The organism is Hydrogenophaga sp. ANAO-22 (assembly GCF_042466645.1).
In the GTDB taxonomy this organism is placed as follows: Bacteria; Pseudomonadota; Gammaproteobacteria; order Burkholderiales; family Burkholderiaceae_C; genus Hydrogenophaga.
Map to the genome: position 1 here is coordinate 829,563 of NZ_CP159956.1, position 23,347 is coordinate 852,909.

Consider the following 23,347-nt stretch of genomic DNA (forward strand, 5'->3'; position numbering starts at 1 on the left):
CTCAGCCCCCGCCTTTCTGCCGGATGAAACCGCGCTGCGGGTCGTAGCCCCAGAGCGCGAGCACGAAGAACACGGCGGTGCACGCCAGCACCACGGCCCAGGCCACGGCGTTGAACTGACCCATCATCGCAAAGCGCACGGCCTCCACCGCGTGGGTGAAGGGGTTGACCTCCGCGATCTTCAGCAGCCAGTAGGCACCCGACTCCTCCAGCTTCCACAGCGGGTACAGCGCAGGGCTGATGAAGAACATCGGGAAGATCACGAAGTTCATGGTTCCGGCGAAGTTCTCCAGCTGCTTCACATACACCGAGAGCACGAGCCCCAGCGCGGCCAGCATCGCGGCGGCGCACGCCATGGCCAGCAACAGGCCGGGCAGGTGCGCCCAGGCCAGCTCGACACCGAAGGCCAGCGCGATCAGCAGGAACACCGCCATCTGCAGCACCGAGAGCACGGTGCCGCCCAGCAGCTTAAAGGCCAGCAGCCAGCCGCGCGCCAGCGGCGCGGTGAGCAGCAGGCGCATCACGCCCATCTCGCGGTCGTACACCATGGAGAGCGAGCTCTGCATGCCGTTGAACAGCGCCACCATGCCCAGCAGGCCCGGCACCATGTAGACCTGGTATTCGATGTAGGTTTCGTAGGGCGGGATGATGGCCACGCCGAACACGTTGTGGAAGCCGGCCGAGAACACCACGAACCACAGCAGCGGCCGCACCAGCGCCGAGCCCAGGCGCGTGGGCTGGCGCAGGAAGCGGCCCAGCTCGCGACCGACCACGGCGCGCAGCGCGCGCGCCAGGTGCAGCGGCAGCGAGGGTGCGCCCAAGGGACTCAGGGGCGTTGCCGGCATGTGCTCTCCGCTTCGTCCACGCCCAGCGTGTCCAGCACGTCCTTGGGGTGCAGCACGCCGTCCAGCGGCGCCACGCCCACCACGCCATCGATGTGGCTCAGAAACACGGGCTGGCGCAACTGCCCGTCCCAGGCTCGAAAGGACAGGCGCGGGCCCTTGAAGCCGTCGATGAACACGCTGCCACCGCGCAGCTTCTTCAACTGCTGGGCCAGGGGTGCCCTGGGGTCGTCCACCAGCACCGCCGCCACCGCGCGGCCCGCCACCCAGGCCGACCAGTCGTGCGACTGCATGGGCCGCTGCGTGAGCTTCTGGAACCGGCGCGAGAGCTGCGGCCCGCCGTTGCGTTCCCACTGGGCGTGCCAGGCGCTGGCCACCAGGCCGTTGGCACCGACCACCGGGCGCGGCCACTGCGTGGCGTAGGGCAGCGTGCGCGCGAACTCGCCCTCGGCGTCCATCACGGCAACCACCTCGTGCTCGCGCTCGCCGGTGAGCAGCCGGGTGTTGGCCAGATCGCGCTCGCGCGGGTCACCGCTGAGCTTGAAGGGTTTGCTCTGCACGGTCTTCAGGCCGTAGCGCCTGGCCGCGCGGGTGAAGGACTCGCCCATGAGCCGGTCGCCCGGCGCCGGCCCCTGCAGCAGCAGCACCTTGCGCCAGTTGCGCGCGGCCAGGTACTGCGCCAGCGCATCGCTGGCCATGTGGCGGCTGGGCAGGGTGTGCAGCAGGTGCGCGGCGCAACCCTGCGCGCGCAGGCTGTCGTCGTCCAGGCCGGTGTTGAACACCATGGCACCGCCGAGCGCGGCCGGCGCGCTCTGCACCAGCTGGTTCAATTCGGCCAGCGGCAGGTCGGCCACGAGGTGCTGCACCTTCGCCGCCTTGAGGTCGGCCAGGGCCTTGGGCAGCGCCGCCGCATCGGGCAGCACCACCTCGCGCAGCACGAGCTCGATGCCGGCGGCGTCCAGCTCGAACGCCGCGTCCTCCAGTGCCAGCCGCACGCCCTGCACCGCCCGGCCCTGCGGGTGGCCGGGGTAGGCGCGCTCCAGGCGGCGCGGCGCGTAGCGCGGGTCGTCGGCCAGCGAGACCACGGCCACCGTCAGCTTGACCGCAGCGGCCTGAACCGCCGATGGCGCGCCGAACAGGGTGGCCAGCGCGAGCAGCATGGCCTTCCGCATCAGGGCGCCACGATCACGCTGTGCGGCACGCGGCCCACGGCCACCGTCTTCACCGCCTTGGCGCCGACCGTGTCCACCAGGGTCATGTCGTCCGACAGGCCGTTGGTCACGTACAGCGTCTGGCCGTCGGGGTGCACCGTCAGGCCCCAGGCGCGCTTGCCCACCAGCACCTGGCGGCCCACGGTGCGCGTGGCCACGTCCACCTCGGCCACGTGGTTGGCGCGGCCCAGCCCGACCCACAAGGTCTTGCCGTCCGGACTCAGCGCCATGCCCACGGGCGTGATGTCGGCCTCGCGCATGCCCTTGACGGCGAACTTCACCGTGCCCTTGACGCTGTGGTCCCTGGTGTCCACCACGCTCACCGTGGCGTCGAGTTCGTTGCTGACCCACAGCTCGGCGCCACCGGCGGCGAGCACGAAGCGGCGCGGTCGCTTGCCCACCTTGATGTTCTTGATCACCTTCTTCTGGCCCAGGTCGATGACATGCACGACGTTGGCCACCTCGGAGGTGACGTAGGCGAGCTTGCCGTCGGGCGTGACCAGCACGCCCTCGGGCTCGCCGCCGGTCTTCACCTCGAACACGGGCTTTTTGCTCGCCAGGTCGTAGGCGGCCATCACGTTCTCGTCCTCGATCGACACGTACACCGTCTTGCCGTCGGGGCTGAGGTCGAAGATCTCGGGACTGTCCCCCAATGGAACAGTGCCGGTCATCTTGCCGCTGGCGGTGTCCACCACGCCGAGCTGGTTGCTGTCGCCGCAGCACACGTAGAGCTGGCTGCGGCTGGTGTTGAACATCATGTGGCGCGGGCGCTTGCACACGTCGATGGCCGCGAGGCGCTCGCCTTTCGCGTCGAACACATAGAGCTTGTTGTCCTTCTCGCTGGACACATACACCTTGCCCTGGGCCATGGCCAGGGTGGCACAGCCCAGCAGGGTGGCGAGGGTGAACAGGCGAAGCGGGCGGGTCATGTCGGTGTCTCCTGAAGGGGTCTTGTGGGTGGCACAGCGGTCACCCGGGTGGCGCCGCTGCCCCTGTTCCGCAAATTCGATGCCAGCGCCAGCGGGGGAATGGAAATTGCGTTGACCTGCCCCAAACACCCCGTTGGCGACCCGATCGCTACGGACAAACCCTGAGACCACACGGCTTCGCAGGCCCGCACCGCATGACCCGACTGCCCCACGGCCCTCCCGACTGTTCCAGCAAGGAACACTGCCCTGTGACACGCCGCCGCGCGCTGGCCTGGGGCCTGGCGCTGGCGGCCTCGGCGGGCCCGGCGCTGGCCAGCACGGCGGCCTGGCCCACCCGCCCCCTGCAGCTCATCGTGCCCTGGCCCGCCGGCGGCGCGACCGACCTCACGCTGCGCATCCTGTGCGAGGAAGCCGAGCCCTTGCTGGGCCAACCCATCGTGGTGATCAACCGGCCCGGCGTGGCCGGCACGCAGGTGGCGCCGTTGCTCAAGGCCGCCGAGCCCGACGGCCACACCATCGGCCAGGTGCCCATCACCGTGTACCGGCACGCGCTCATGAACCCCGTGCCCTGGGACCCGGTGACGGATCTCAGCCCCATCGTGCAGGTCTCGGGCACCACCTTCGGCGTGCTGGTGCCCAGCGCCAGCCCCTGGAGACAATTGCCCGAGATGCTCGACTGGGCGCGCGATCACCCGGGTGAACTCATCCTGGGCTCCACCGGCATCGGCACCACCGCCCACCTGGCGATGGAAGAGATCCTGCTGCAGCGCGGCATCCGTTATGTGCACGTGCCCTACCGGGGCACGGCCGACCAGATGCTCGCGGTGGCCAGCGGCCAGCTGATGGCGGGCGTGAACTCCACCGGCTTCGCGCCCTGGGTGGACCAGGGCAAGGTCCGGCTGCTCGCCGTCTTCAGCGCGCAGCGCAGCCCGCGCTGGCCCGACGCGCCCACGCTGCGCGAACTCGGTTACCCCCGCTCGGTCTACACCTCGCCCTGGGGCCTGGCCGCGCCGCGCGGCACGCCCGAGCCGGTGGTGCGGAAACTGCACGACGCCTTCGCCCGCGCGATGCAGAGCGAGCGCCACCTGCGCGAACTCGCGCGCTACGACCAGACGCTGGACTACCTCAACACCCGCGACTACCGGCAGGCGGTGGGCGACACGGTGGAGCGCGAGAAACGCCTGCTGCAGCGCATGCACCTGCTGGCCAAACCGACGGGGGTGAGCGGATGAACACGCCTTTGCTCCAGGCCGATGGCCTGCACAAGGCCTACGCCGGCAAACCCGCGCTCAAGGGCGTGGGCGTGAGCCTGCAGGCCGGCGAAATGCTCGCGCTGCTCGGCCCCAACGGCGCAGGCAAGTCCACCCTGCTGCAATTGCTCACCGGCCTGTTCACGCCCGACCAGGGCCGCATCGAGGTGCTGGGCCACGACATGCGCCGCCACCCCAGCCGCGCGCTGGCCGGGCTGGGCGTGGTGTTCCAGCAGGGCGCCCTCGACCTCGACCTGTCGGTGATGGCCAACCTGCTGTTCCACACCGACCTGCACGGCCTGCCGCGCGCGCAGGCGCGCGAGCGCATCGCGGCGCACCTCGATGCCATGGACCTGGGCGAACAGGCGCGCGCCGTGGTGCGCAGCCTCTCGGGCGGCACGCGGCGCAAGGTGGAGCTGGTGCGCGCGCTGCTGCACGAACCGCGCGTGCTGCTGATGGACGAAGCCACCGTGGGCCTGGACCCGGCCTCGCGCCAGCAGTTGCTCGACACCGTGCGCACGCTGTGCCGCACACGGGGCATGGGCGTGCTGTGGGCCACCCACCTGATCGAGGAAGTGCACGGTGCCGACCGCCTGATGCTGCTGCACCAGGGCACGGTGCGCTTCGAGGGCTCGATCCCGGCCTTCATGGCGCAGGCACAAGGCGCGGACTTTCAGGCCGAGGTGCTGCGCCAGCTCGGGCCGCCATAATCAGGGCATGCCCGACAAAGACCCCGACGCCCGCTTCAAGACCGCCCTGCAGGTGGTGGGCATCCTGGGCCTCACGGGCATGCTCGCGATGATCTTCCACAAGGGCTTCGCCGACATCTCGTTGCTGTGGCAACAGCACTCCGGGGGCGACTTCTGGGTGGCGCTGGCGCGCTACTTCTTTCGCAACCTGGCGGGGTGAGGCACGTGCGCCGAACCGTCAGGACAACTGGATCTCCACCACCGTGCGTCCCGGCGCACTCTGCAACGAGAGCACCGCGCCGATCGCGCGGGCGCGTTCCCGCATCGCCAGCAGTCCCTTGCGCCACGCCACGGTGGCGTCGAACCCTCGGCCGTTGTCCACGATGCGCAGGCGCACACCCTGCTCGGCCGCGACGGCTTCGATGCACAGCTCGGTTGCCTGCGCATGCTGCAGCACGTTCGACAAGGCCTCGAAGACCATGAACTGCAGCTGGCGCATCGCGCCGGCGTCCAGCCGCTGCAGCGGCTCGATCAGTTCCACCGCCCAGCGAAGCGCGATGTCGCTGGCCTGCAGGCGAGGCTCCAGGCGGTAGCGCAGGTTGGCCAGCAGCGCCGTCACGTCGCCCGGCGGCAGGTTCATGGCGTCGATCGACAGCTTGAGCTGGTCCAGCGAATCGCGCAGCGTCTGCAGCAGCTCCTGCTGGCTGGACCGGCCCGACTCGAGTTGCCGGATCGCCGAGCTGATGTGGGCTCCCACGCCGTCGTGCATGTCGCGCAGGATGCGGGTCCGCTCGGCGGTGCGCTCCTGCTCGCGGGCCAGTTGCTCCACCCGCTGGTAGGTCGCGGCAAGCTCCCGCTCCTTCTCACTCACCCGCGCGGCCAGGTTGTTCAGCAGGTCGCGCGCCTGGGCCGAGACCCGACGGAACCGCTCGATGACGATGTAGACCAGCCCCAGGCCGAACACCACCGACGAGTACCGCATCAGGGTGCTGTCGGCGTAGGTCGGGTTGATGCGGAACACGTAGAGATCGCGAGCACCCACCGCCACGTTGAGCAGCACCGCCAGCGCCACCACCCGGTGAGGCATGCTGGCACCACGCAGCGCCTGGCCCAGGAAGACCGCACCGAACAACAGGAAGGTCAGGCCCAGCGCCGCGTACCACGCCGTGAGCGCCAGCGGGTGGCCGAAGCCCAGCGCCCAGATCGCCATGGGCCCGCTGGCCAGCATCAGGGCCATCAGCCAGCTGGCCATCAGGCGGCCGGCCGGCCGGTTCTCCCAGCGCGCCACGTTCATGCAGAACAGCCCCATGCTCCAGCTCCAGACCGCGAGCGCCACCACCGGCACCACGCCCCACCAGGGCCAGGGCAGCACCGGGTTCTCGATGAGCGCGTCGCCGACCCGGACCGCCCAGAACAGTTCAGCCAGACCGGCGTACAGGTACAGCGGGTCGCGCTGCTGGCGGGCCGTGTTGGACAGATCGGGCTGTGTCACCCAGAGCGAGAGTGAGATCAGCCCGACGATGAGGCTGAAGCCGACCACGATCATGGAGCCCGTCACCCGCCAGCGATAGGACTCGGCGTACTTCGCCGCGACCGACTCTCGCGGCCCGATCCACACGGTGGAGAGCCCGCCACGGCGCCCCACATCGGCGCGAACCCGAACCTTCAGGGTGTTGTTCCGCTCCAGCAGGCCCGCGGGCAGCGGCACCAGCCTCGGCACCTGCGCGTAGTCCGCCCCGTTCCCCTGCTGCATGTCGCCCTCGTGCTGCACCAGCATGTCGTTGAGCCAGACCTCATAGGCGTTGCCCAGCCGGGGCAGGTAGATGCCCCAGGGGCCCAGCGGCTCCTCGGTCAATGTGAAGCTGAGATCGAAGGTCGCCCGGCCGGCACGCCCCGGGTTGTGGCGGTCCCAGTGGTAAGGCAGGGTGAGCTGGCGCTGCTCGGTCTGGCCGTCCACCTCCACGCTTACCTGCGCCACGCGCAGCTCCAGTGCCGGCCGATGCGGCGCTTCTTCGTCGTCGGCGTGCAGCGATCCCGTCAGGCCCAGAGCCAGACACAGGCACACCAGCCAGCGCCACCCGATGCCCTCAGTCATGCCGCGGCAACATGCCCATGCGGGTGGCTTCGAACACCGCCTCCATCTTGGAGTGCACCGCCAGCTTGCTGTAAAGGCTCTTGATGTGCGCCTGCACCGTGTGCACGCTCACGCCCTGCAGGTTCGCGATCTCCTGGTACGAGAAGCCCCGGGCGATCAGGCCGAGCACCTCCTGCTCGCGGCGCGACAAGGGCGGGCGTTCGACCGGGGGCGGCGCGGCGGCGGGGGGCGGCACGGCGGCCTGGCGTGCGGCGTACTTGGTCAGCACGCGGCGGGCGATCATGGGCGAGATCGGTGAGCCTCCCGCCTTCATCTCCAGGATGGTCTGGGCGATGTCTTCGGGGGCCGCGTCCTTGTGGATGTAGCCCAGCGCGCCGGCCTCGATGCTGGCCAGCACGTTGTCCTCGTCGCCGAACATGGAGATGACCAGGGTCTCGCAGTCAGGGTGGGTCAGGCGGGCCTGCCGAATGACCTCCAGACCGGAACCGTCGGGCAGGCCCAGATCGGTCAACAGCACGTCCACGCCCTCGCCTGGGCGGGCCAGGCAGTCCCTGGCGTGCGCCACCGTGCCCACACAGCCGGCCAGCGCCAGGGCCGGCGAGCGGGCCACGCAGGACTCGAAAAAACTGCGCATCTCGGGGTCGTCTTCGACGATCAGCACACGCCACATCGGGATCGGTCTCCAGCATCCCGCGGGTTGGACTGATGGGTTGTGCGCGGGTTGCATCGAGCATACCCAGAAAGCGGGAGCCGAACGTGCAAAGCGGCACACAGCGAGGGGAAGGATCGCCTCGAACCCCATGTTCATGGGATGCAATTTGCCGTCGCCAGACCTCCAATGCCGATGCCTGGGTCCAGGAGTCCCCGGCCACGTCCCACGAACACATGGAGATTGCATGCGAAACAACTACAGAGGGTATGCCCTGGCGGGCGCATTGATGCTGGCACTGGCGGGCTGCGGCGGCGGCAGCGGCGTCAACTCGGGCGCCGGCGGCGGCGGCACCGTCACCGCCCCGGTGGGCCTCACCGTCAGCGGCGTGGCCGCCACCGGCGCGGCCTTCACAGGCGCCGTCATCACCGTGGTCGACAGCCGCGGCGTCACCGTGGGCCAGAGCCAGCCCGTCGGCACGAACGGCACCTACAGCATCACGCTGGACGCGGCGGCCGTGGCGCCTTTCGTGCTGGTGGCCAACCGCACCGACGCCAACGGGGCCACCCAGACGCTGGTCAGCGTGATCGCTTCGGCCAGCGCGACCACCGCCAACATCACGCCGATCACCACGCTCATCGCCTCGCGCCTGTCGCCCTCCGGCGACCCGGGCAAGCTGGCCAGCGAACTGGCCGCGGGCAATGCGGTCATCTCGGCACAGGCCGTGGCCGCCACCGTGACAGAGGTGCAGGCCATCCTGGCGCCGTTGCTCACGGCCACCAGCACGAGCGGCTTCAATCCGCTGACGGGCACCTTCAGCACCGACGGCACCGGCTACGACCGCCTGCTGGACTCGGTCAACATCACCTTCCTGCCGGCCAGCTCGACCACCACCAACATCGAGATCTCGGTGAAGCAGGAAGTGCCCGATGGCCAGCAACCCATCAGCCTGAGCTTCAGCAGCAACACGACGACCGTCGCGCCCTTGCCCGCGATCGATCCGACCACGCTCATCGCCGAAGGCACCTCCGCGAAGATCACCCAGTTCCTCCAGGCGCTGACCGCGTGCTACGCCCTGCCGGCCAACGCACGGGCAGCGGCGCCCAGCACCGTGCTGGCGCCCGCCTGCCTCGACGTGTTCCACAACGGTGACCCCACACTCTTCAAGAGCAACGGCGGCACGGTGAGCAGCACCGGTGCCTTCGCCGGCCTCTTCAACCCCAACGCGGTCGGCGTGGTGTTCAGTCAGGGCACCTACGAGTTCACCCGCGACAACGCCGACAAGGACATCGTCGTCGGCTACAAGAGCACCGGCCCCGACGGCAGCGAGTCCTACGACAGCTTCGTGCTGCGCACCAGCACGGTGGACGGCAAGCTGCGGCTGATCGGCAACCAGTACCGCTTCCCCGGCCGCGTCGCGGCCTACCAGCAGCGGCGCAACTTCATCAGCCTGGACCAGGAAGCCTACGACTACTTCAGCACCGGCTACGTGCTGGACGTGGCCAACCGCCAGCGCCCGGGCAACCAGGGTCCGCTCTTCAACCGCGTCGTCGTGACCACGCCGACCGGTTCGGTCCTCACCCTGCAACCGAGCGGCAACTCCAGTTTCCTGGGGCTGGTCAAGCCCGGGCCCGTGGTCTCCGGCACCAGCTTCGTGCGCTTGCGCAGCGAGTACGTGGATGGCAACACGTCGCGCCCCCATCCGCGCAACGTCGACCCCACGCTGTTCTTCGTCGCCGATCCGGACCGCACCGAGGCCAGCCTGGCCAGCGCCAAGTCGCAGGGCAGCTGGCGGTTCGATTACTACCTCAACGTCGACGACCCGGCCACGCCGCAGGACGACACCACGGTGCCCGAGGTGCAGTACTACAAGAACCGCGCCCGCGCCCTCACCATCGCCGAACTCCGCACGCAGGGTCTCGCGCAGCTGACGCCGGCCCTGATCGCCGAAATCCGGTCGGGCACCGAGCCGGCCGGCGTGCAGGACGCGGGACAGATCGTGTTCGTCGCCGGCGACCCCGGCGACATCTCCTCGGAAGGCGGCGGCAACGGCTGGAGTGTGGGCACGGGCCAGTTGCCCCCCACGCAGATCACGATGTTCGGGCGCTCGCCGCGCACGGGCAGCAACGCCAACTTCACCGATTCGGTCGAGGTGCGATCGACGGCGCGCCAGGCTGTCGTGGCCTGCTCGCAGCAGAGCGTGACGGACGACCACTGCTTCAACGGCGGCCCGACCTTCGCCGAGGGTTCGCGCCTCAGCGGCCTGCACCTCTCGGCCCGCGACGTCGTCGGGCGGGAGTACGCCAACTTCTACGCGCTGTACCAGCTCAACATCGTGCCCTGAAGCCCCCCGGGCCTGGCTCCGCAGCCTCGCTTCGGCGGGGCTTTTTCATGCTGAAACGACAACGCCCCGCAAGCGGGGCGTTTCTGCCGCACCGGTTCAGCGGATCAGCTGAACAGTTCCTTCGGCACGTTGCCGCCGTTGGCGGCGATGTGGGCCAGCACGTTCTTGTGCAGCCACATGTTCATCTTGGCCGAATCGCCCATCAGCTCGTCGGGGCAATACAGCTCCTTGGCGAGCGCCTTGCGCGCCTCGAGGCTGCTGTCGAGGTCCAGCAGCTTGAGCAGGTCGACGATGGAGGTCTTCCAGTTCAGCTTCTGCGGGTTGGCGGCCGCCTTCTTCTCCATCAAGGCCATCACGTCGACCATGGTGATCGATGCGACGGCGGGCGCGGCGGCCGGCGCGGGTGCCGGTGCGTCAGCAGGCGCCGTGGGCACGGTGGGCGGTGTGATGACTGGGGCCTCCGCGGCCTTGGACATGCCAAGCTTCTCGAGGATGTTGCTGAAAAATCCCATGGTGTTCTCCTTGTTTCCGTTGAAAAAGGCCCGCCTGGCCAGTGTGGCGGCGCGCCACGCCAGCATAGGCCATAAATGCGACAAGCCCAACCGCCGGCCTTGATGCTTTCTTGATACCGGCCCGCGCAGTCTTGCGCCCGTCTTGACGCCCCCGTTCCTAGCATCGGTGGACTGTCTTGAACGGAGAACCCCATGGACTTCATCTACCTCGGCCTGGCCGCTGCCTGCGGCCTGCTCGTCTGGGGCCTGGCACTGGTTTGCCAGCGCCTGCAACCCACCGGCGGGGGGCGCGCATGAGCGCCGCGCCGGGCCGCCCCACGCCAGCTCGCACCTCAGCGCGTCGCGCGGAGGTACTCCTATGAGCGGCTGGACCCTGCTGGCGGCCGCGCTTTCGGGCGGGCTGCTGATCTACCTGGTGGCCGTGCTGCTGCGGCCGGAGGACTTCTCATGAGCGCGATGGCATGGCTGCAACTGGCGGTGTTCCTCGCGCTGCTGCTCGCGCTGGCCTGGCCACTGGCGCGCGCGATCGACGCGGTGATGGCCGGCCGCTTCGCGCTCGGCCAGCGCATCGAGGCGCCGCTGTGGCGCCTGGCCGGCGTGCGGCCCGAGCGCGAATCCGGCTGGCTGCGCTACGCGCTGGGCCTGCTGGTGTTCAACGGCCTGGGCCTGCTCGCGGTGTACGCGCTGCAGCGCCTGCAGGGCGGGCTGCCGCTCAACCCGCAGGCCTTCGGCGCGGTCACGCCCGACTCGGCCTTCAACACCGCCATCAGCTTCATGGCCAACACCAACTGGCAGGGCTATGGTGGCGAGTCCACCATGAGCTACCTCACCCAGATGCTGGGCCTCACGGTGCAGAACTTCCTGTCGGCCGCCACCGGCCTCGTGGTGGTGGTCGCGCTGGTGCGCGGCTTCTCGCGCCATTCGGCCCAGTCCATCGGCAACGTGTGGGTGGACCTGACGCGCGCCACGCTGTGGGTGCTGCTGCCGCTGTCGCTGGTGCTGGCGGTGTTCTTCGCGGGCCAGGGCGTGATCCAGAACCTCTCGCCCTACACCGAGGTGAAGACGGTCGAGACCGTCACCTGGGAAACCTCGACCCCCGGCGCCGAAGGCCAGCCGGCGCTCACCGAGGCGCACAGCAGCGCGGCGCAGACCCTGGCCATGGGGCCGGTGGCCTCGCAGCTCGCGATCAAGATGCTGGGCACCAACGGCGGCGGCTTCTTCAACGCCAACTCCGCGCACCCGTACGAGAACCCCACGGCGCTGTCCAACTTCGTGCAGATGCTGGCCATCTTCCTGATCCCGGCGGCGCTGTGCTTCGTGTTCGGCCGCATGGTCGGCGATCCGCGCCAGGGCTGGGCCGTGCTCGCCGCGATGGCGCTGCTGTTCGTGGCTTTCGTGGTCGCGGCCACCGCGTTCGAGCAGCAGGGCAATCCGGTGCTCGCCGCGCTCGGCGCCGACCAGGCCAGCAGCGCGCTGCAGTCGGGCGGCAACATGGAAGGCAAGGAAGTGCGCTTCGGCATCCACGCCTCCAGCCTGTTCGCGGTGGTCACCACCGCCGCGAGCTGCGGCGCGGTGAACGCCATGCACGACAGCTTCACGCCCCTGGGCGGCATGGTGCCGCTGGTGCTCATGCAACTGGGTGAGGTGGTGTTCGGCGGCGTCGGCGCGGGCCTCTACGGCATGCTGGTGTTCGCCATCATGGCGGTGTTCATCGCCGGTCTGATGATCGGGCGCACGCCGGCCTACCTGGGCAAGAAGATCGAGGCGCACGAGATGAAGATGGTGTCCATCGCCATCCTGGTCACGCCCCTGCTGGTGCTCGTGGGCACCGCCGTGGCCGTGATGGCCGGCGCCGGGCGCGCGGGCATCCAGGACCCGGGCGCGCACGGCTTCACCGAGGTGCTGTATGCCCTGACCTCGGCCGCCAACAACAACGGCAGCGCCTTCGCCGGCCTGTCGGCCAACACGCCGTTCTACAACGTGCTGCTGGGCCTGGCCATGGTGTTCGGCCGCTTCGGGGTGATCGTGCCGGTGCTCGCCATGGCCGGCTCGCTCGCCGCCAAGCAGCGCGCCGGCGCCACCGACGGCACCCTGCCCACCCACGGCCCGCTGTTCGTGGCCCTGCTGATCGGCACCGTGTTGCTGGTCGGCCTCTTGAACTATGTGCCCGCGCTGGCGCTCGGCCCGGTGGCCGACCACCTGCTGCTGTGGGCCCGCTGAAAGCCTCATCACCATGACCCGCACAACCCTGACCCTGTTCGACCCGGCGCTGGTGCGCCCGGCCCTGCTCGACGCCGTGCGCAAGCTCGACCCCCGCGTGCAGCGCCGCAACCCCGTGATGTTCGTCGTCTACGCGGGCAGCGCGTTCACCACCGCGCTCGCCTTCGCCCGGCCCGAGGCCTTCACCATCGCGGTGGCGCTGTGGCTGTGGTTCACCGTGCTGTTCGCCAACTTCGCCGAGGCCCTGGCCGAGGGCCGCAGCAAGGCGCAGGCCGCCGCGCTGCGCGGCCTCAAGCGCCAGACCTGGGCCAAGCGGCTGGACCGCCATGTGCAGTACGACCGGCGCGTGCCCCGCACGTCCATGGCGTGGCTGCCGATCGAGGCCGACCAGCTGCGCAAGGGCGACGTGGTGCTCGTCGAGGCCGGTGACACGGTGCCGGCCGACGGCGAGGTGATCGACGGCGTGGCCTCGGTGGACGAGAGCGCCATCACCGGCGAGTCGGCCCCGGTCATCCGCGAATCGGGTGGCGACTTCTCGGCCGTGACCGGCGGCACGCGCGTGCTGTCCGACTGGGTCGTGGTGCGCGTCTCGGTCAACCCCGGCGAGACCTTCGTGGACCGCATGATCGCGATGGTGGAGAACGCCAAGCGGCAGAAGACGCCGAACGAGATCGCGCTGACCATCCTGCTGGTGGCGCTGACCATCGTGTTCCTCGGCGTGGTCGCCACGCTGCTGCCCTTCTCGTCCTTCAGCGTGCAGGCCAGTGGCGCGGGGCAGCCGGTGAGCCTGGTGGTGCTGGTCGCGCTGCTCGTGTGCCTGATCCCGACCACCATCGCCGGCCTGCTCAGCGCCATCGGCGTGGCCGGCATGAGCCGGCTGATGCAGGCCAACGTGATCGCCACCTCGGGCCGCGCGGTGGAAGCCGCCGGCGACGTGGACGTGCTGCTGCTGGACAAGACCGGCACCATCACGCTGGGCAACCGCCAGGCCAGCGCCTTCCTGCCGGCGCCCGGCGTCCAGGAGGCCGCCCTGGCCGACGCCGCGCAGCTCGCCTCGCTGGCCGACGAGACGCCCGAAGGCCGCAGCATCGTGGTGCTGGCCAAGCAGAAGTTCCAGCTGCGCGAGCGCGAGGTGGAGGCCCTGGGCGCGAGCTTCGTGCACTTCACCGCGCAGACGCGCATGAGCGGGGTGGACCTGCCCCAGGGCCGCACGCTGCGCAAGGGCGCGGCCGATGCGATCCGCCGGCACGTGGCGTCGCTGGGCGGCGCCTTCCCCTCCCACGTGCAGGCCACGGTGGACGAGGTCTCGCGCCGCGGCAGCACGCCGCTGGTGGTGAGCGACCGCGACCGCGTGCTCGGCGTGGTCGAACTCAAGGACGTGGTCAAGGGTGGCATCAAGGAGCGCTTCGCCGAGCTGCGCCGCATGGGCATCCAGACCGTGATGGTGACCGGCGACAACCGCCTCACCGCCGCGGCGATCGCCGCCGAGGCCGGCGTGGACGACTTCCTGGCCGAGGCCACGCCCGAGGCCAAGCTCAGGCTGATCCGCGAACACCAGGCACAGGGCCGGCTGGTGGCCATGACCGGCGACGGCACCAACGACGCGCCCGCGCTGGCCCAGGCCGACGTGGCCGTGGCCATGAACACCGGCACGCAGGCCGCCAAGGAGGCCGGCAACATGGTCGACCTCGACAGCAACCCGACCAAGCTGATCGAGATCGTGGAGACCGGCAAGCAGATGCTGATGACGCGCGGCTCGCTCACCACCTTCAGCATCGCCAACGACATCGCCAAGTACTTCGCCATCGTGCCCGCGGCCTTCGTCACCACCTATCCGCAGCTCTCGGCGCTCAATGTGATGCAACTGGCCAGCCCCGACTCGGCCATCCTCTCGGCGGTGATCTTCAACGCGCTGATCATCATCGTGCTCATCCCGCTGGCGCTCAAGGGCGTGCGCTACCGCGCGGTCGGCGCGGCCTCGCTGCTGCGCCGCAACCTGGCCCTCTACGGCCTGGGCGGCATCGTGGTGCCCTTCATCGGCATCAAGGCCATCGACCTGCTGCTCTCGGCCATCGGCTTCGCCTGAACACCCCCAAGGATTTGTCATGAACCCCACAACGCCCTCTTCCGAATCCGATCCCGTGTGGCGCCCGGCCCTCGTGCTGTTCGTGCTGCTGAGCCTCGTCACCGGCCTGCTCTACCCCTTCTTCGTCACCGGCGTGGCGCAGGCGGTGTTCCCCCACCAGGCCAACGGCAGCCTGATCGAGCGCCAGGGCCAGGCCGTGGGCTCCGAGCTCATCGGCCAGCCCTTCGCCCAGGCCGGGCACTTCTGGGGCCGCCCCTCGGCCACCGGGCCGATGGCCTACAACGCCGGCGCCTCCAGCGGTTCCAACCTCGGCCCCAACCACCCCGCGCTGGCCGAGGCCGTGAAGGCCCGCATCGACGCCTTGCGCGCGGCCGACCCGGGCAACACGGCGCCGGTGCCGGTGGACCTGGTCACCGCCTCCGCCAGCGGCCTGGACCCGCACATCAGCCTGGCCGGCGCGCGCTACCAGGTGGCGCGGGTGGCGCGCTCGCGTGGCCTCGCCCCCGAGCAGGTGAACACGCTGGTGGACCAGCACACCGAGACCAGCCTGTTCGGCTTCCTGGGCGAGCCGCGCGTGAACGTGCTGGCGCTCAACCTCGCGCTCGACGCGCCGCGGCCATGAGTGGCGGCTGGCTGGAACCGGTGCTTGCGTTCGGGGCCATCGTGCTGCCCCTGCTGCTGGCCTGGTGGCTGGTGGCGCGCGGGGCGCAGCGCCCCCGGCAGCGCAAGCGCCGCTCGGGCGACAATGGCAGCCACCCGCGCGACCCCTCCTGACGCGCCGGCCCCGCCACCCCATGCCCGATTCCTCCCGCCCCGACCCGGATGCCCTGCTTGCGCGGGTACAGCAGGAAGAAGCCCGCGCGCGCCGGGGCAGCCTGAAGATCTTCTTCGGCGCCTCGGCCGGCGTGGGCAAGACCTACGCCATGCTCTCGGCCGCGCGCGCGGCCCTGGCCCAGGGCACGCCGGTCACCATCGGCGTGGTGGAGACGCACGGACGGCCCGACACCGAGGCCCTCGCGCGCGGCCTGCCCCGCCTGCCGCTGCAGGCCGTGGCCTACCGGGGCCACCAGCTGCACGAGTTCGACCTCGATGCCGCGCTGGCCTTCGGCGCGCAGCACCCCGGCCAGGCCCTGGTGCTGCTCGACGAGCTGGCCCACAGCAACGTGGCCGGCACGCGCCACCTCAAGCGCTGGCAGGACGCCGAGGAGTTGCTGGTGGCCGGCATCGACGTCTGGTCGACCATGAACGTGCAGCACCTGGAGAGCCTCAACGACATCGTCAGCGGCATCACCGGCATCCGCGTCTGGGAGACCGTGCCCGACCACTTCTTCGACGACGCCGACGAGGTGGTGGTGGTCGACCTGCCGCCCGACGAACTGCTGGAGCGCCTCAAGGCCGGCAAGGTCTACCTGCCGCAGGGCGACGACCAGCGCGCCGAACGCGCGGCGGCCAACTTCTTCCGCAAGGGCAACCTGCTGGCGCTGCGCGAACTCGCGCTGCGCCGCACCGCCGACCGGGTGGACGACGAGATGCGCGCCTACCGGCGCGGCGGTGCCGACAAGCCGGTCTGGCCCAACCGAGAGGCCCTGCTGGCCGGCGTGGGGCCGGGCGCACACGCCGAGAAGGTGGTGCGCAGCACGGCGCGCATGGCCGCCCAGCTCGACGTGCCCTGGCACGCCGTGCACGTGGAGACCCCGGGGCGCCCGATGGCCGAGGCCACGCAGCGCACCCTGCGCCTGGCCGAATCGCTGGGCGCGAGCACCGCCACGCTGTCCTCCATCGACGCCGCCACCGCCCTGGTGCGCCACGCGCGCGAACACAACCTGGCGCGCCTGGTGCTCGGCCGCCGCCGCGCGCGCCGCTGGCCCTGGCAGCGCAGCCTGGCCGAGCGGGTGGCCGAGCGCGCCGACGACCTGGACCTGGTGCAGGTCGGCCTGCCCGCGGCGCCCGACGACACCCCGCCCGCCGCGCGCGCCGAACCCGGCGAAGGCCGCTGGCGCGGCTACCTCTGCGCCGCCGCCACCTGCCTGCTCATGGCCCTGCTCGCGATGCCGCTGCGCGACGTGCTGGAGCGCAGCAACATCGTCATGCTGTTCCTGCTCGTGGTGGTCGGCGTGGCCCTGGTGCTGGGCCGCGGGCCGGCCGTGCTCGCCGCCTTCCTGGGCGTGGGGCTGTTCGACTTCCTGTTCGTGCCGCCCTTCCACAACTTCGCGGTGAGCGATGTGGAATACCTCGTCACCTTCGGCGTGATGCTGGTGGTGGCGCTGGTGGTGGGCCAGCTCACGGCCGGCCTCAAGCAGCAAGCCGAGGCCGCCACCCAGCGCGAACACCGCGTGCGCAGCCTGTACGACATGTCGCGCGACCTCTCGGCCGCGCTGCTGGCCACGCAGGTGGCCGAGATCGGCGCGCGTTTTCTCACCGGCGAGTTCGGCGCGCGCTCGGCGCTGCTGGTGGCCGACGACCACGACCGGCTGCAGGCCCTCGACGGCGGCAGCGCGCCGGTGGACACCGCCGTGGCGCAATGGGCCTTCGAGCGCGGCGAGGAAGCCGGGCGCGGCACCGACACCCTGCCCGCCAGCGCCTGCCTGGTGCTGCCCCTGAAAGCGCCCATGCGCGTGCGCGGCGTGCTGGTGATCGAGCCGCCCGGCGGGCGCCCCTGGGGCATCGAACAGCGCCGCCTGCTGCAGACCTGCGCCTCGCTGCTGGCAATCTCGCTCGAGCGCATCCACTACATCGAGGTGGCGCAGAGCAGCACGGTGCAGATCGAGTCGGAGCGGCTGCGCAACTCGCTGCTCTCGGCGATCTCGCACGACCTGCGCACGCCCCTGGCCTCGCTGGTGGGCCTGGCCGACGCGCTCGAACTCACACCGCCCGCGCTCGGCGAGGCGCAGCGCGAGGTCGCCAGCGCGATGCGGCAATCGGCCCAGCGCATGAACGCCCTGGTGAACAACCTGCTCGACATGGCCCGCCTGCAGGCCGGCGCGGTGCAGCTCAACCGCGCCTGGCAGCCGCTGGAAGAGGTGGTGGGCAGCGCGCTCGCCGCCTGCGGGCCTCTGCTGGCCGGGCGCGACATCCGCGTGGACCTGCCCGACGGCCTGCCCCTGCTGCACCTGGACACGGTGCTGATCGAGCGCGTGCTGGTGAACCTGCTGGAGAACGCCACCAAGTACACGCCGGCGGGCAGCGCCATCCAGATCGCGGCGCGCGAGCGCAGCGACAGCGTGGTGATCCTGCTCGACGACCACGGCCCCGGTCTGCCCAAGGGACACGAGGCGCGCGTGTTCGAGAAGTTCGAACGCGGCCAGCGCGAGAGCGCCCTGCCCGGCGTCGGTCTGGGCCTGGCGATCTGCCGCGCCATCGTGCAGGCGCATGGTGGCACCATCGAGGGTCACAACCGCGAGTCGGGCGGCGCCGTGTCGGGCGCCCGCTTCGTCATCACCCTGCCCCGGGGCACGCCGCCCGCCGACCTGGGCACGCACACCGAGGACGCGCCCCCGCCATGAGCACCGCCGGCAGCCAGATCCTGATCGTCGAAGACGAGGCCCACATCCGCCGCTTCGTGCGCCTGGCGCTGGAGGCCGAGGGCCACACCGTGCACGAGGCCGAGAACTACCAGCGCGGCCTGATCGAGGCCGGCACGCGCCGGCCCGATCTGGTGGTGCTGGACCTGGGCCTGCCCGATGGCGACGGCGTGGGCCTCATCCGCGAGCTGCGCCAGTGGTCAGCCATGCCGGTCATCGTGCTCTCGGCGCGCAGCGCCGAGGCCAGCAAGATCGCCGCGCTCGACGCGGGCGCGGACGACTACCTCGTCAAGCCCTTCGGCGCGGGCGAACTCGGCGCGCGCGTGCGCGCCCAGCTGCGCCGCCACCACCAGCAGACGCCGGGCGGCGCGCCGCAGATCGTGTTCGGCGAGGTGCGCATCGACCTCGTGCGCCGCGTGGTGGAGCGCGCGGGCGAGGCGCTGCACCTCACCCCCATCGAATACAAGCTGCTCACGCACCTGGCCTCGCAGCCCGACCGCGTGATCACGCACGCGCAACTGCTCAAGGCCGTGTGGGGCCCAGGCCACCTGGAAGACTCGCACTACGTGCGCGTGCACATGGCCAACCTGCGCAAGAAGATCGAGGCCCAGCCTTCGATGCCGCGCCACCTGGTCACCGAGACCGGCATCGGCTACCGCTTCGTGGCCTGAGCGGTCTCGAACTCGGGCAGGAACACCGGCAGACCACCCCCCGCGTCGTCCACCTGGCGCACCCCCGCGCGGTAGAGCGCGCGCAGGCCCTCGGCCTCGATCACCTGCCCCACCGCGCCTTCGCCCAGCACCTGACCTTCGCGCATCAGCAGCGCGCGGTCGGCGCAGCGCAGGGCCTGGTTGGGGTCGTGCGTGGTGAACAGCACCGCCAGGCCTTCGCGCGCCAACGTGCGGATGGCGCGCATCACCAGGCCCTGGTTGCCGAAGTCCAGGCTGGCGGTGGGTTCGTCGAGCAGCACGGCCTGCGGCTGCTGCGCCAGCGCGCGGGCGATCAGCACCAGCTGGCGTTCGCCGCCGCTGACCTCGTGCACCGAGCGCGCGGCCAGGTGCGCGATGCCCAGGCGCTCCAGCGCCTGCAACGCGATGGCGCGGTCTTTCGCGCCTGGCCGCGCGATCAGACCCAGGTGCGCGGTGCGGCCCATCAGCACCATCTCGAGCGCGGTGAAACCGAAGGTGCTGGCCTGGCCCTGGGGCACATAGGCCACCACGCGCGCGCGCTCGGCCAAGGGCCAGGCCGCGAGCGCGCGGCCCTGCAGCCGCACCGAGCCCGCCAGCGCGGGCAGCAGGCCGAGCACGGTCTTGAGCAGCGTGGTCTTGCCGCAGCCGTTGGGGCCGAGCAGCGCGAGCACCTCGCCGCCGCGCAGCTCCAGCGACAGGCCCGCGCCCACCACGCGGCCCGGGTAGCCCACGCTCAGGCCGTCGGCGTGCAGCAGGGCCGCCGTCATGTCCAGCCCCGGGAGGCGCGCCGCAGCAGCACGATGAAGAACGGTGAACCGATCAGCGCGGTGAGGATGCCCAGCGGGATCTCCACCGGCGCCAGGGTGCGCGCCAGCGTGTCGATGAGCAGCAGCAGGCCGCCGCCGAGCACGGCCGAGGTGGGCAGCAGGCGCACGAACGAAGGCCCGACCAGAAAGCGCGCCAGGTGCGGCACGACCAGCCCGACCCAGCCCACGATGCCGGCGGCCGCCACACTCGCGGCCGTGACCAGCGTGGCGGCGGCCACGATGAGCAGGCGCAGGCCGGTGGTGCGCGCGCCCAGCGAACGCGCCTCCTCCTCGGGCAGCGACATCACGTCCATGCGCCAGCGCAGCAGCAACAGCACCACCGTGCCCAGCGCCACCGGCCCGATCAGCGAAGGCAGGTCGTTGGCGTGGGCGCCGGCCAGGCTGCCGAGCAGCCAGAAGGTCATGGCGGGCAGCTGGTTGTAGGGGTCGGCCAGCACCTTGACCAGGCCGATGCCCGCGCCCAGCAGCGAACCGATGACGATGCCCGCGAGCAGCAGCACCAGCACCGGGTCGCCGTGCCGCACGGTGGAGCCCACGCCGTACACCAGCGCCACCGCGAGCAGGCCGCCCACGAACGCGGCCATCTGGATGCCGAACACGCCGAACGAGAAGAAGATGCCCAGCACCGCGCCGAGCGCCGCGCCGGCCGAGGCGCCCAGGATGTCGGGCGAGACCAGCGGGTTGCGGAACAGGCCCTGGAAAGCCGCGCCCGCCACCGCCAGCGCCGCCCCCACCGCGAGGGCGGCGAGCGCGCGCGGCCCACGCACCTGCAGCACGATGGTCTGCACCTGGTCGTTGGGCGCGGGCGCGCCTTGCAGCAGGGCGGCCGCCCATTGCACGAGGTCGCCGAGCGGGATATCGATGCGGCCCTGCGTGAGCGCGAGCAGCAGGCCCGCGAGCAGCACCGCCCCCGCCCAGAGGCCGCCGCCTTTCATGTTCAGTCCCGGCCGGCGAGCACGCGCTGCACCTGCGCTGGCGTCAACTCGACCTGGTAGAACAGCTGGTAGAACTCGCGCGTGATCGCGCCCAGGTCTTCGGGGAACAGCGCGGGAAACACCTTGCTGCCCAGCCACCACAGGCCCGGCAGCCGGTTCACGCTGGGTGGGAAGTCGATCCAGCCGAAGGGCAGCTTGGGCGAGAGGTGCACGCGCCCGTTCTTCACCGCGCTCACGCCGCGCCACAGCGGGTTGTTGTGCACGGTCTGCGCGAAGCTCTGGTCGATGGTGACGATCACCTCGGGGTCCCAGGCCAGCACCTGTTCGATCGACACCGTGGCCAGGCCCCCTGCAGGCCGGTGGCCACGTGGCGGATGCCCATGGCCTCGAACATCTCGACGTTGATGGATCCACCCAGGCCGGTCTCCAGCCCCTCGGGGCCGCGCGCGTAGTACACGCGGGGTGGTGCGGTCGCGCGCGCCACGCGCTCGCGCACCGTGCGCAAGGTATCGGCGGTGTAGCGGGCCAGCCGCGCCGCGCGCTCGGTGCGCCCGGTGAGTTCGCCCAGCAGGGTGTAGCCCTGCGCCGTGGCCTCCAGCCGGCCGTCGAGCAGCGCGTAGGGAATGCCGGTCTGCGCCTGCACGCGGTCGGCGAGTTCGACAAAGGTCTGGCGCGTGGAGCCGGCGTCCACGATCAGGTCGGGCTTGCTCGCCAGCAGCTGTTCGAGGTTGGTGGTGTTGCCGCGCCCGGTGAGCCGCCCCACCTCGGGCCGGTTGCCGATGCCGGGCAGCAGGAACTCGAGCTCGGGGCCGCGGTTGGCGCGCGGCCACCCGATGAGCGCATCGGGTGCCAGCGTGTAGAGCCAGATGGCCGCTGGCGGCCCGGCCGGGAAGATGCGCTGCACCCGCGCCGGCACGTTGACGCGCCGGTTCGCGCCGTCGACCACGCTGCGAGTGCCTTGCGCCCCCGCCGGCAGGCAGGCGCCCAGGCCGGCGGCGATCAGCAGATCGCGCCGGCGCGGGGCGGGCAGGTCAGGGCTTTTCGAATCCATGGCTGGCCAGTATCCGCTGAACCGGCCCGGACAGCAGCGCGCTCAACCACGCGCGCGCCGGCGGTGGGGCATCCTCACGGCAGCTGACCCCATAGTCGGCCCCCACGTGCAGGGCCTCGGGCAAGGCCACGACCTGGAGCGAGGGGCATTCGGCCCGCGCGGCAATGGCGTTGGTGCGGTAGGTCAGGAACACGTCGGCGTGGCCCTGTTGCATCACCCAGGCGTAGGTGCTGCGGCCATCGGGGGCCTTGGGCGAATCGGGCGCGCCCGTGAGCTGCAAGGCCTTGGCTTCCAGTTGCGCGCGGGCACCGTCATGCACGGCATCGGCCTGCGCGAACAGCGTCCACGCGTAGTCGCCCGAGGGATCGCAAAGCGGCGTGGAAGTGCCCACGCGCACAGCGGGGTCGAGCAAGGTGTCCAGCAGTTCGGCCGGGCTGGTGTGGACCGACGGCGCCACCAGCGCGCACAGGCTGTTGCGGGTGAACACGACCGGGGCGGTCCAGCCGCCCTGTTCGGCCAGGCGCTGTGGCTGGCGCAGATCGGCCGAGGCAAACACCTGGGCCGGCTCGCCGCGCTCGATGCGCTCGCGCAAGAGACCGGCGGCGCCGAAGGTCAGCGCCACCGCGCCGCCCTGCGCTCGCGCCACCTCGGTGAGCGCCTCGCGCAGGCTGCCCGCCGCGTATACCTGCACGGGCAGACCGCCGTTCACTTCGCCGCGTTGGGGAAAAAGAGCTGCTCGCCGCCGATCTTGTAGCTGGCGATGGCCGCCTGACCGGCCGGGCCGGTGACCCAGTCCACGAACTTCTGGCCTTCGGCCGTTTTCACCTGCGGGTGCTTGGCCGCGCTCACCAGCATCACGCCGTACTGGTTGAACAGGCGCTTGTCGCCCTCCACCAGCACCGCGAGGTCGGCGCGGTTCTTGAAGTTGAGCCAGGTGCCGCGGTCGGACAGCACATAGCCCCCGCTGCTGGCGCCGATGTTGAGCGCCGGGCCCATGCCGCAGCCGCATTCCTTGTAGCCGCTGCCCTTGTTGGCGTCGGTGTCGGTCATCTTCCAGAAGCGCAGCTCGGCCGCGTGCGTGCCGCTCTTGTCGCCGCGCGAGATGAACTCGGTGTTGGTGCTGGCGATCTTCTTCAGCGCGGCCACGATGTCGTCGCCCTTGGTCTTCGCGGGGTCGGCCTTGGGGCCGATCAGCACGAAGTCGTTGTACATGACCTCCTGGCGCTTGGCCGAGAAGCCGTCGGCGACGAACTTCTCTTCGGCCACCTTGTCGTGCACGAACAGCACGTCGGCATCGCCCCGGCGCGCCATGTCGATCGCCTGCCCGGTACCGAGCGCGACCACCTTCACGTCGATGCCGCTGGCCTTCTTGAACTCCGGCAGCAGGAAGGAGAACAGGCCCGACTGCTCGGTGGAAGTGGTGGAAGCCACCACGATGCTCTGGGCGAGCGCGCCCGCGCTGGCCAGCAGGCCGGCGGTGCCCAGCACGGCGGTGAGG

At 70.9% G+C, this 23,347-nt stretch carries 23 protein-coding genes; 11 read left to right on the forward strand and 12 right to left on the reverse strand.

Going from position 1 to position 23,347, the window contains the following annotated elements; all coding sequences use genetic code 11:
• Window position 1: 1 nt before the first annotated feature.
• Genes ABSY19_RS03855 through ABSY19_RS03865 form a run of 3 tightly spaced genes read right to left on the reverse strand, consistent with a single transcriptional unit; the run spans window position 2 to window position 2,981 of the window.
• Window positions 2-844 (reverse strand): ABC transporter permease, encoded by an 843-nt coding sequence (locus ABSY19_RS03855; protein WP_382159221.1) that lies wholly within the window; start codon window positions 842-844, stop codon window positions 2-4.
• A complete protein-coding gene (locus ABSY19_RS03860; protein ID WP_382159223.1) occupies window positions 826-2,013 on the reverse strand; it encodes an ABC transporter substrate-binding protein in 1,188 nt (395 codons plus the stop codon). Before ABSY19_RS03860 ends, ABSY19_RS03855 begins: the two co-directional genes overlap by 19 nt.
• Complete coding sequence (locus ABSY19_RS03865; RefSeq protein ID WP_382159225.1) at window positions 2,013-2,981, reverse strand: PQQ-dependent catabolism-associated beta-propeller protein; 969 nt, start codon at window positions 2,979-2,981, stop codon at window positions 2,013-2,015. Before ABSY19_RS03865 ends, ABSY19_RS03860 begins: the two co-directional genes overlap by 1 nt.
• A 248-nt stretch (window positions 2,982-3,229) precedes the next feature.
• Between ABSY19_RS03865 and ABSY19_RS03870 the strand changes: the two genes are divergently transcribed.
• From ABSY19_RS03870 to ABSY19_RS03880, 3 genes are read left to right on the forward strand one after another with little or no spacing between them, the layout of a single operon-like run.
• Window positions 3,230-4,213: a tripartite tricarboxylate transporter substrate binding protein gene (locus ABSY19_RS03870; protein WP_382159227.1), complete on the forward strand. Its 984-nt coding sequence runs from the start codon at window positions 3,230-3,232 to the stop codon at window positions 4,211-4,213.
• Window positions 4,210-4,941: an ATP-binding cassette domain-containing protein gene (locus ABSY19_RS03875; RefSeq protein WP_382159229.1), complete on the forward strand. Its 732-nt coding sequence runs from the start codon at window positions 4,210-4,212 to the stop codon at window positions 4,939-4,941. Before ABSY19_RS03870 ends, ABSY19_RS03875 begins: the two co-directional genes overlap by 4 nt.
• Before the next feature lie 7 nt (window positions 4,942-4,948).
• Window positions 4,949-5,140, forward strand: a complete 192-nt coding sequence (locus tag ABSY19_RS03880) for a hypothetical protein (protein ID WP_382159231.1) — start codon at window positions 4,949-4,951, stop codon at window positions 5,138-5,140.
• An 18-nt stretch (window positions 5,141-5,158) separates the two neighbouring features.
• On the opposite strand, the gene ABSY19_RS03885 is transcribed toward ABSY19_RS03880, so the two are convergent.
• Together ABSY19_RS03885 and ABSY19_RS03890 are read right to left on the reverse strand one after the other, a co-directional pair.
• Complete coding sequence (locus tag ABSY19_RS03885; RefSeq protein ID WP_382159233.1) at window positions 5,159-7,015, reverse strand: histidine kinase; 1,857 nt, start codon at window positions 7,013-7,015, stop codon at window positions 5,159-5,161.
• Window positions 7,008-7,685 (reverse strand): response regulator, encoded by a 678-nt coding sequence (locus tag ABSY19_RS03890; RefSeq protein ID WP_382159235.1) that lies wholly within the window; start codon window positions 7,683-7,685, stop codon window positions 7,008-7,010. The genes ABSY19_RS03885 and ABSY19_RS03890 overlap by 8 nt, the downstream gene beginning before the upstream one ends.
• 226 nt (window positions 7,686-7,911) lie before the next feature.
• Between ABSY19_RS03890 and ABSY19_RS03895 the strand changes: the two genes are divergently transcribed.
• The gene (locus ABSY19_RS03895; RefSeq protein ID WP_382159237.1) at window positions 7,912-10,008 is read left to right on the forward strand and encodes a hypothetical protein; all 2,097 of its coding nucleotides are present in this window, start codon (window positions 7,912-7,914) and stop codon (window positions 10,006-10,008) included.
• 104 nt (window positions 10,009-10,112) lie between these two features.
• Here the strand turns inward: ABSY19_RS03895 and ABSY19_RS03900 are convergent, their stop codons facing one another.
• Entirely contained in the window at window positions 10,113-10,520 is a 408-nt protein-coding gene (locus tag ABSY19_RS03900; protein WP_382159239.1) for a DUF3597 family protein, read from the reverse strand.
• 358 nt (window positions 10,521-10,878) lie between these two features.
• Between ABSY19_RS03900 and kdpF the strand changes: the two genes are divergently transcribed.
• From kdpF to kdpE, 7 genes are read left to right on the forward strand one after another with little or no spacing between them, the layout of a single operon-like run.
• The gene (kdpF, locus tag ABSY19_RS03905; RefSeq protein ID WP_291119061.1) at window positions 10,879-10,971 is read left to right on the forward strand and encodes a K(+)-transporting ATPase subunit F; all 93 of its coding nucleotides are present in this window, start codon (window positions 10,879-10,881) and stop codon (window positions 10,969-10,971) included.
• Window positions 10,968-12,740, forward strand: a complete 1,773-nt coding sequence (gene kdpA, locus ABSY19_RS03910) for a potassium-transporting ATPase subunit KdpA (protein ID WP_382159241.1) — start codon at window positions 10,968-10,970, stop codon at window positions 12,738-12,740. Before kdpF ends, kdpA begins: the two co-directional genes overlap by 4 nt.
• A 13-nt stretch (window positions 12,741-12,753) precedes the next feature.
• Complete coding sequence (kdpB, locus tag ABSY19_RS03915; protein ID WP_382159243.1) at window positions 12,754-14,826, forward strand: potassium-transporting ATPase subunit KdpB; 2,073 nt, start codon at window positions 12,754-12,756, stop codon at window positions 14,824-14,826.
• A gap of 19 nt (window positions 14,827-14,845) precedes the next feature.
• Window positions 14,846-15,448 (forward strand): potassium-transporting ATPase subunit KdpC, encoded by a 603-nt coding sequence (kdpC, locus tag ABSY19_RS03920; RefSeq protein WP_382159245.1) that lies wholly within the window; start codon window positions 14,846-14,848, stop codon window positions 15,446-15,448.
• Complete coding sequence (locus tag ABSY19_RS03925) at window positions 15,445-15,600, forward strand: hypothetical protein (RefSeq protein ID WP_382159247.1); 156 nt, start codon at window positions 15,445-15,447, stop codon at window positions 15,598-15,600. The genes kdpC and ABSY19_RS03925 overlap by 4 nt, the downstream gene beginning before the upstream one ends.
• Window positions 15,601-15,620: 20 nt before the next feature.
• Complete coding sequence (locus ABSY19_RS03930; RefSeq protein ID WP_382159249.1) at window positions 15,621-18,329, forward strand: DUF4118 domain-containing protein; 2,709 nt, start codon at window positions 15,621-15,623, stop codon at window positions 18,327-18,329.
• Window positions 18,326-19,018 carry a two-component system response regulator KdpE gene (kdpE, locus tag ABSY19_RS03935; RefSeq protein WP_382159251.1) on the forward strand — a complete coding sequence of 231 codons (693 nt, stop codon included), beginning with the start codon at window positions 18,326-18,328 and terminating at the stop codon, window positions 19,016-19,018. The genes ABSY19_RS03930 and kdpE overlap by 4 nt, the downstream gene beginning before the upstream one ends.
• On the opposite strand, the gene ABSY19_RS03940 is transcribed toward kdpE, so the two are convergent.
• The 6 genes from ABSY19_RS03940 to ABSY19_RS03965 are packed head-to-tail and all read right to left on the reverse strand — an operon-like array spanning window position 19,000 to window position 23,337.
• Window positions 19,000-19,803, reverse strand: a complete 804-nt coding sequence (locus tag ABSY19_RS03940; protein WP_382159253.1) for an ABC transporter ATP-binding protein — start codon at window positions 19,801-19,803, stop codon at window positions 19,000-19,002. The two genes, kdpE and ABSY19_RS03940, sit on opposite strands and share 19 nt — an antisense overlap.
• Window positions 19,800-20,798 carry a FecCD family ABC transporter permease gene (locus ABSY19_RS03945; RefSeq protein WP_382159255.1) on the reverse strand — a complete coding sequence of 333 codons (999 nt, stop codon included), beginning with the start codon at window positions 20,796-20,798 and terminating at the stop codon, window positions 19,800-19,802. Before ABSY19_RS03945 ends, ABSY19_RS03940 begins: the two co-directional genes overlap by 4 nt.
• Before the next feature lie 2 nt (window positions 20,799-20,800).
• Complete coding sequence (locus ABSY19_RS03950; RefSeq protein ID WP_382159257.1) at window positions 20,801-21,133, reverse strand: hypothetical protein; 333 nt, start codon at window positions 21,131-21,133, stop codon at window positions 20,801-20,803.
• Window positions 21,094-21,849: an ABC transporter substrate-binding protein gene (locus ABSY19_RS03955; RefSeq protein WP_382159259.1), complete on the reverse strand. Its 756-nt coding sequence runs from the start codon at window positions 21,847-21,849 to the stop codon at window positions 21,094-21,096. Before ABSY19_RS03955 ends, ABSY19_RS03950 begins: the two co-directional genes overlap by 40 nt.
• On the reverse strand, window positions 21,830-22,558 hold the full coding sequence (locus ABSY19_RS03960; protein ID WP_382159261.1) for a molybdate ABC transporter substrate-binding protein: 729 nt from the start codon (window positions 22,556-22,558) through the stop codon (window positions 21,830-21,832). Before ABSY19_RS03960 ends, ABSY19_RS03955 begins: the two co-directional genes overlap by 20 nt.
• On the reverse strand, window positions 22,555-23,337 hold the full coding sequence (locus tag ABSY19_RS03965) for an extracellular solute-binding protein (protein ID WP_382163670.1): 783 nt from the start codon (window positions 23,335-23,337) through the stop codon (window positions 22,555-22,557). The genes ABSY19_RS03960 and ABSY19_RS03965 overlap by 4 nt, the downstream gene beginning before the upstream one ends.
• Window positions 23,338-23,347 lie beyond the last annotated feature (10 nt).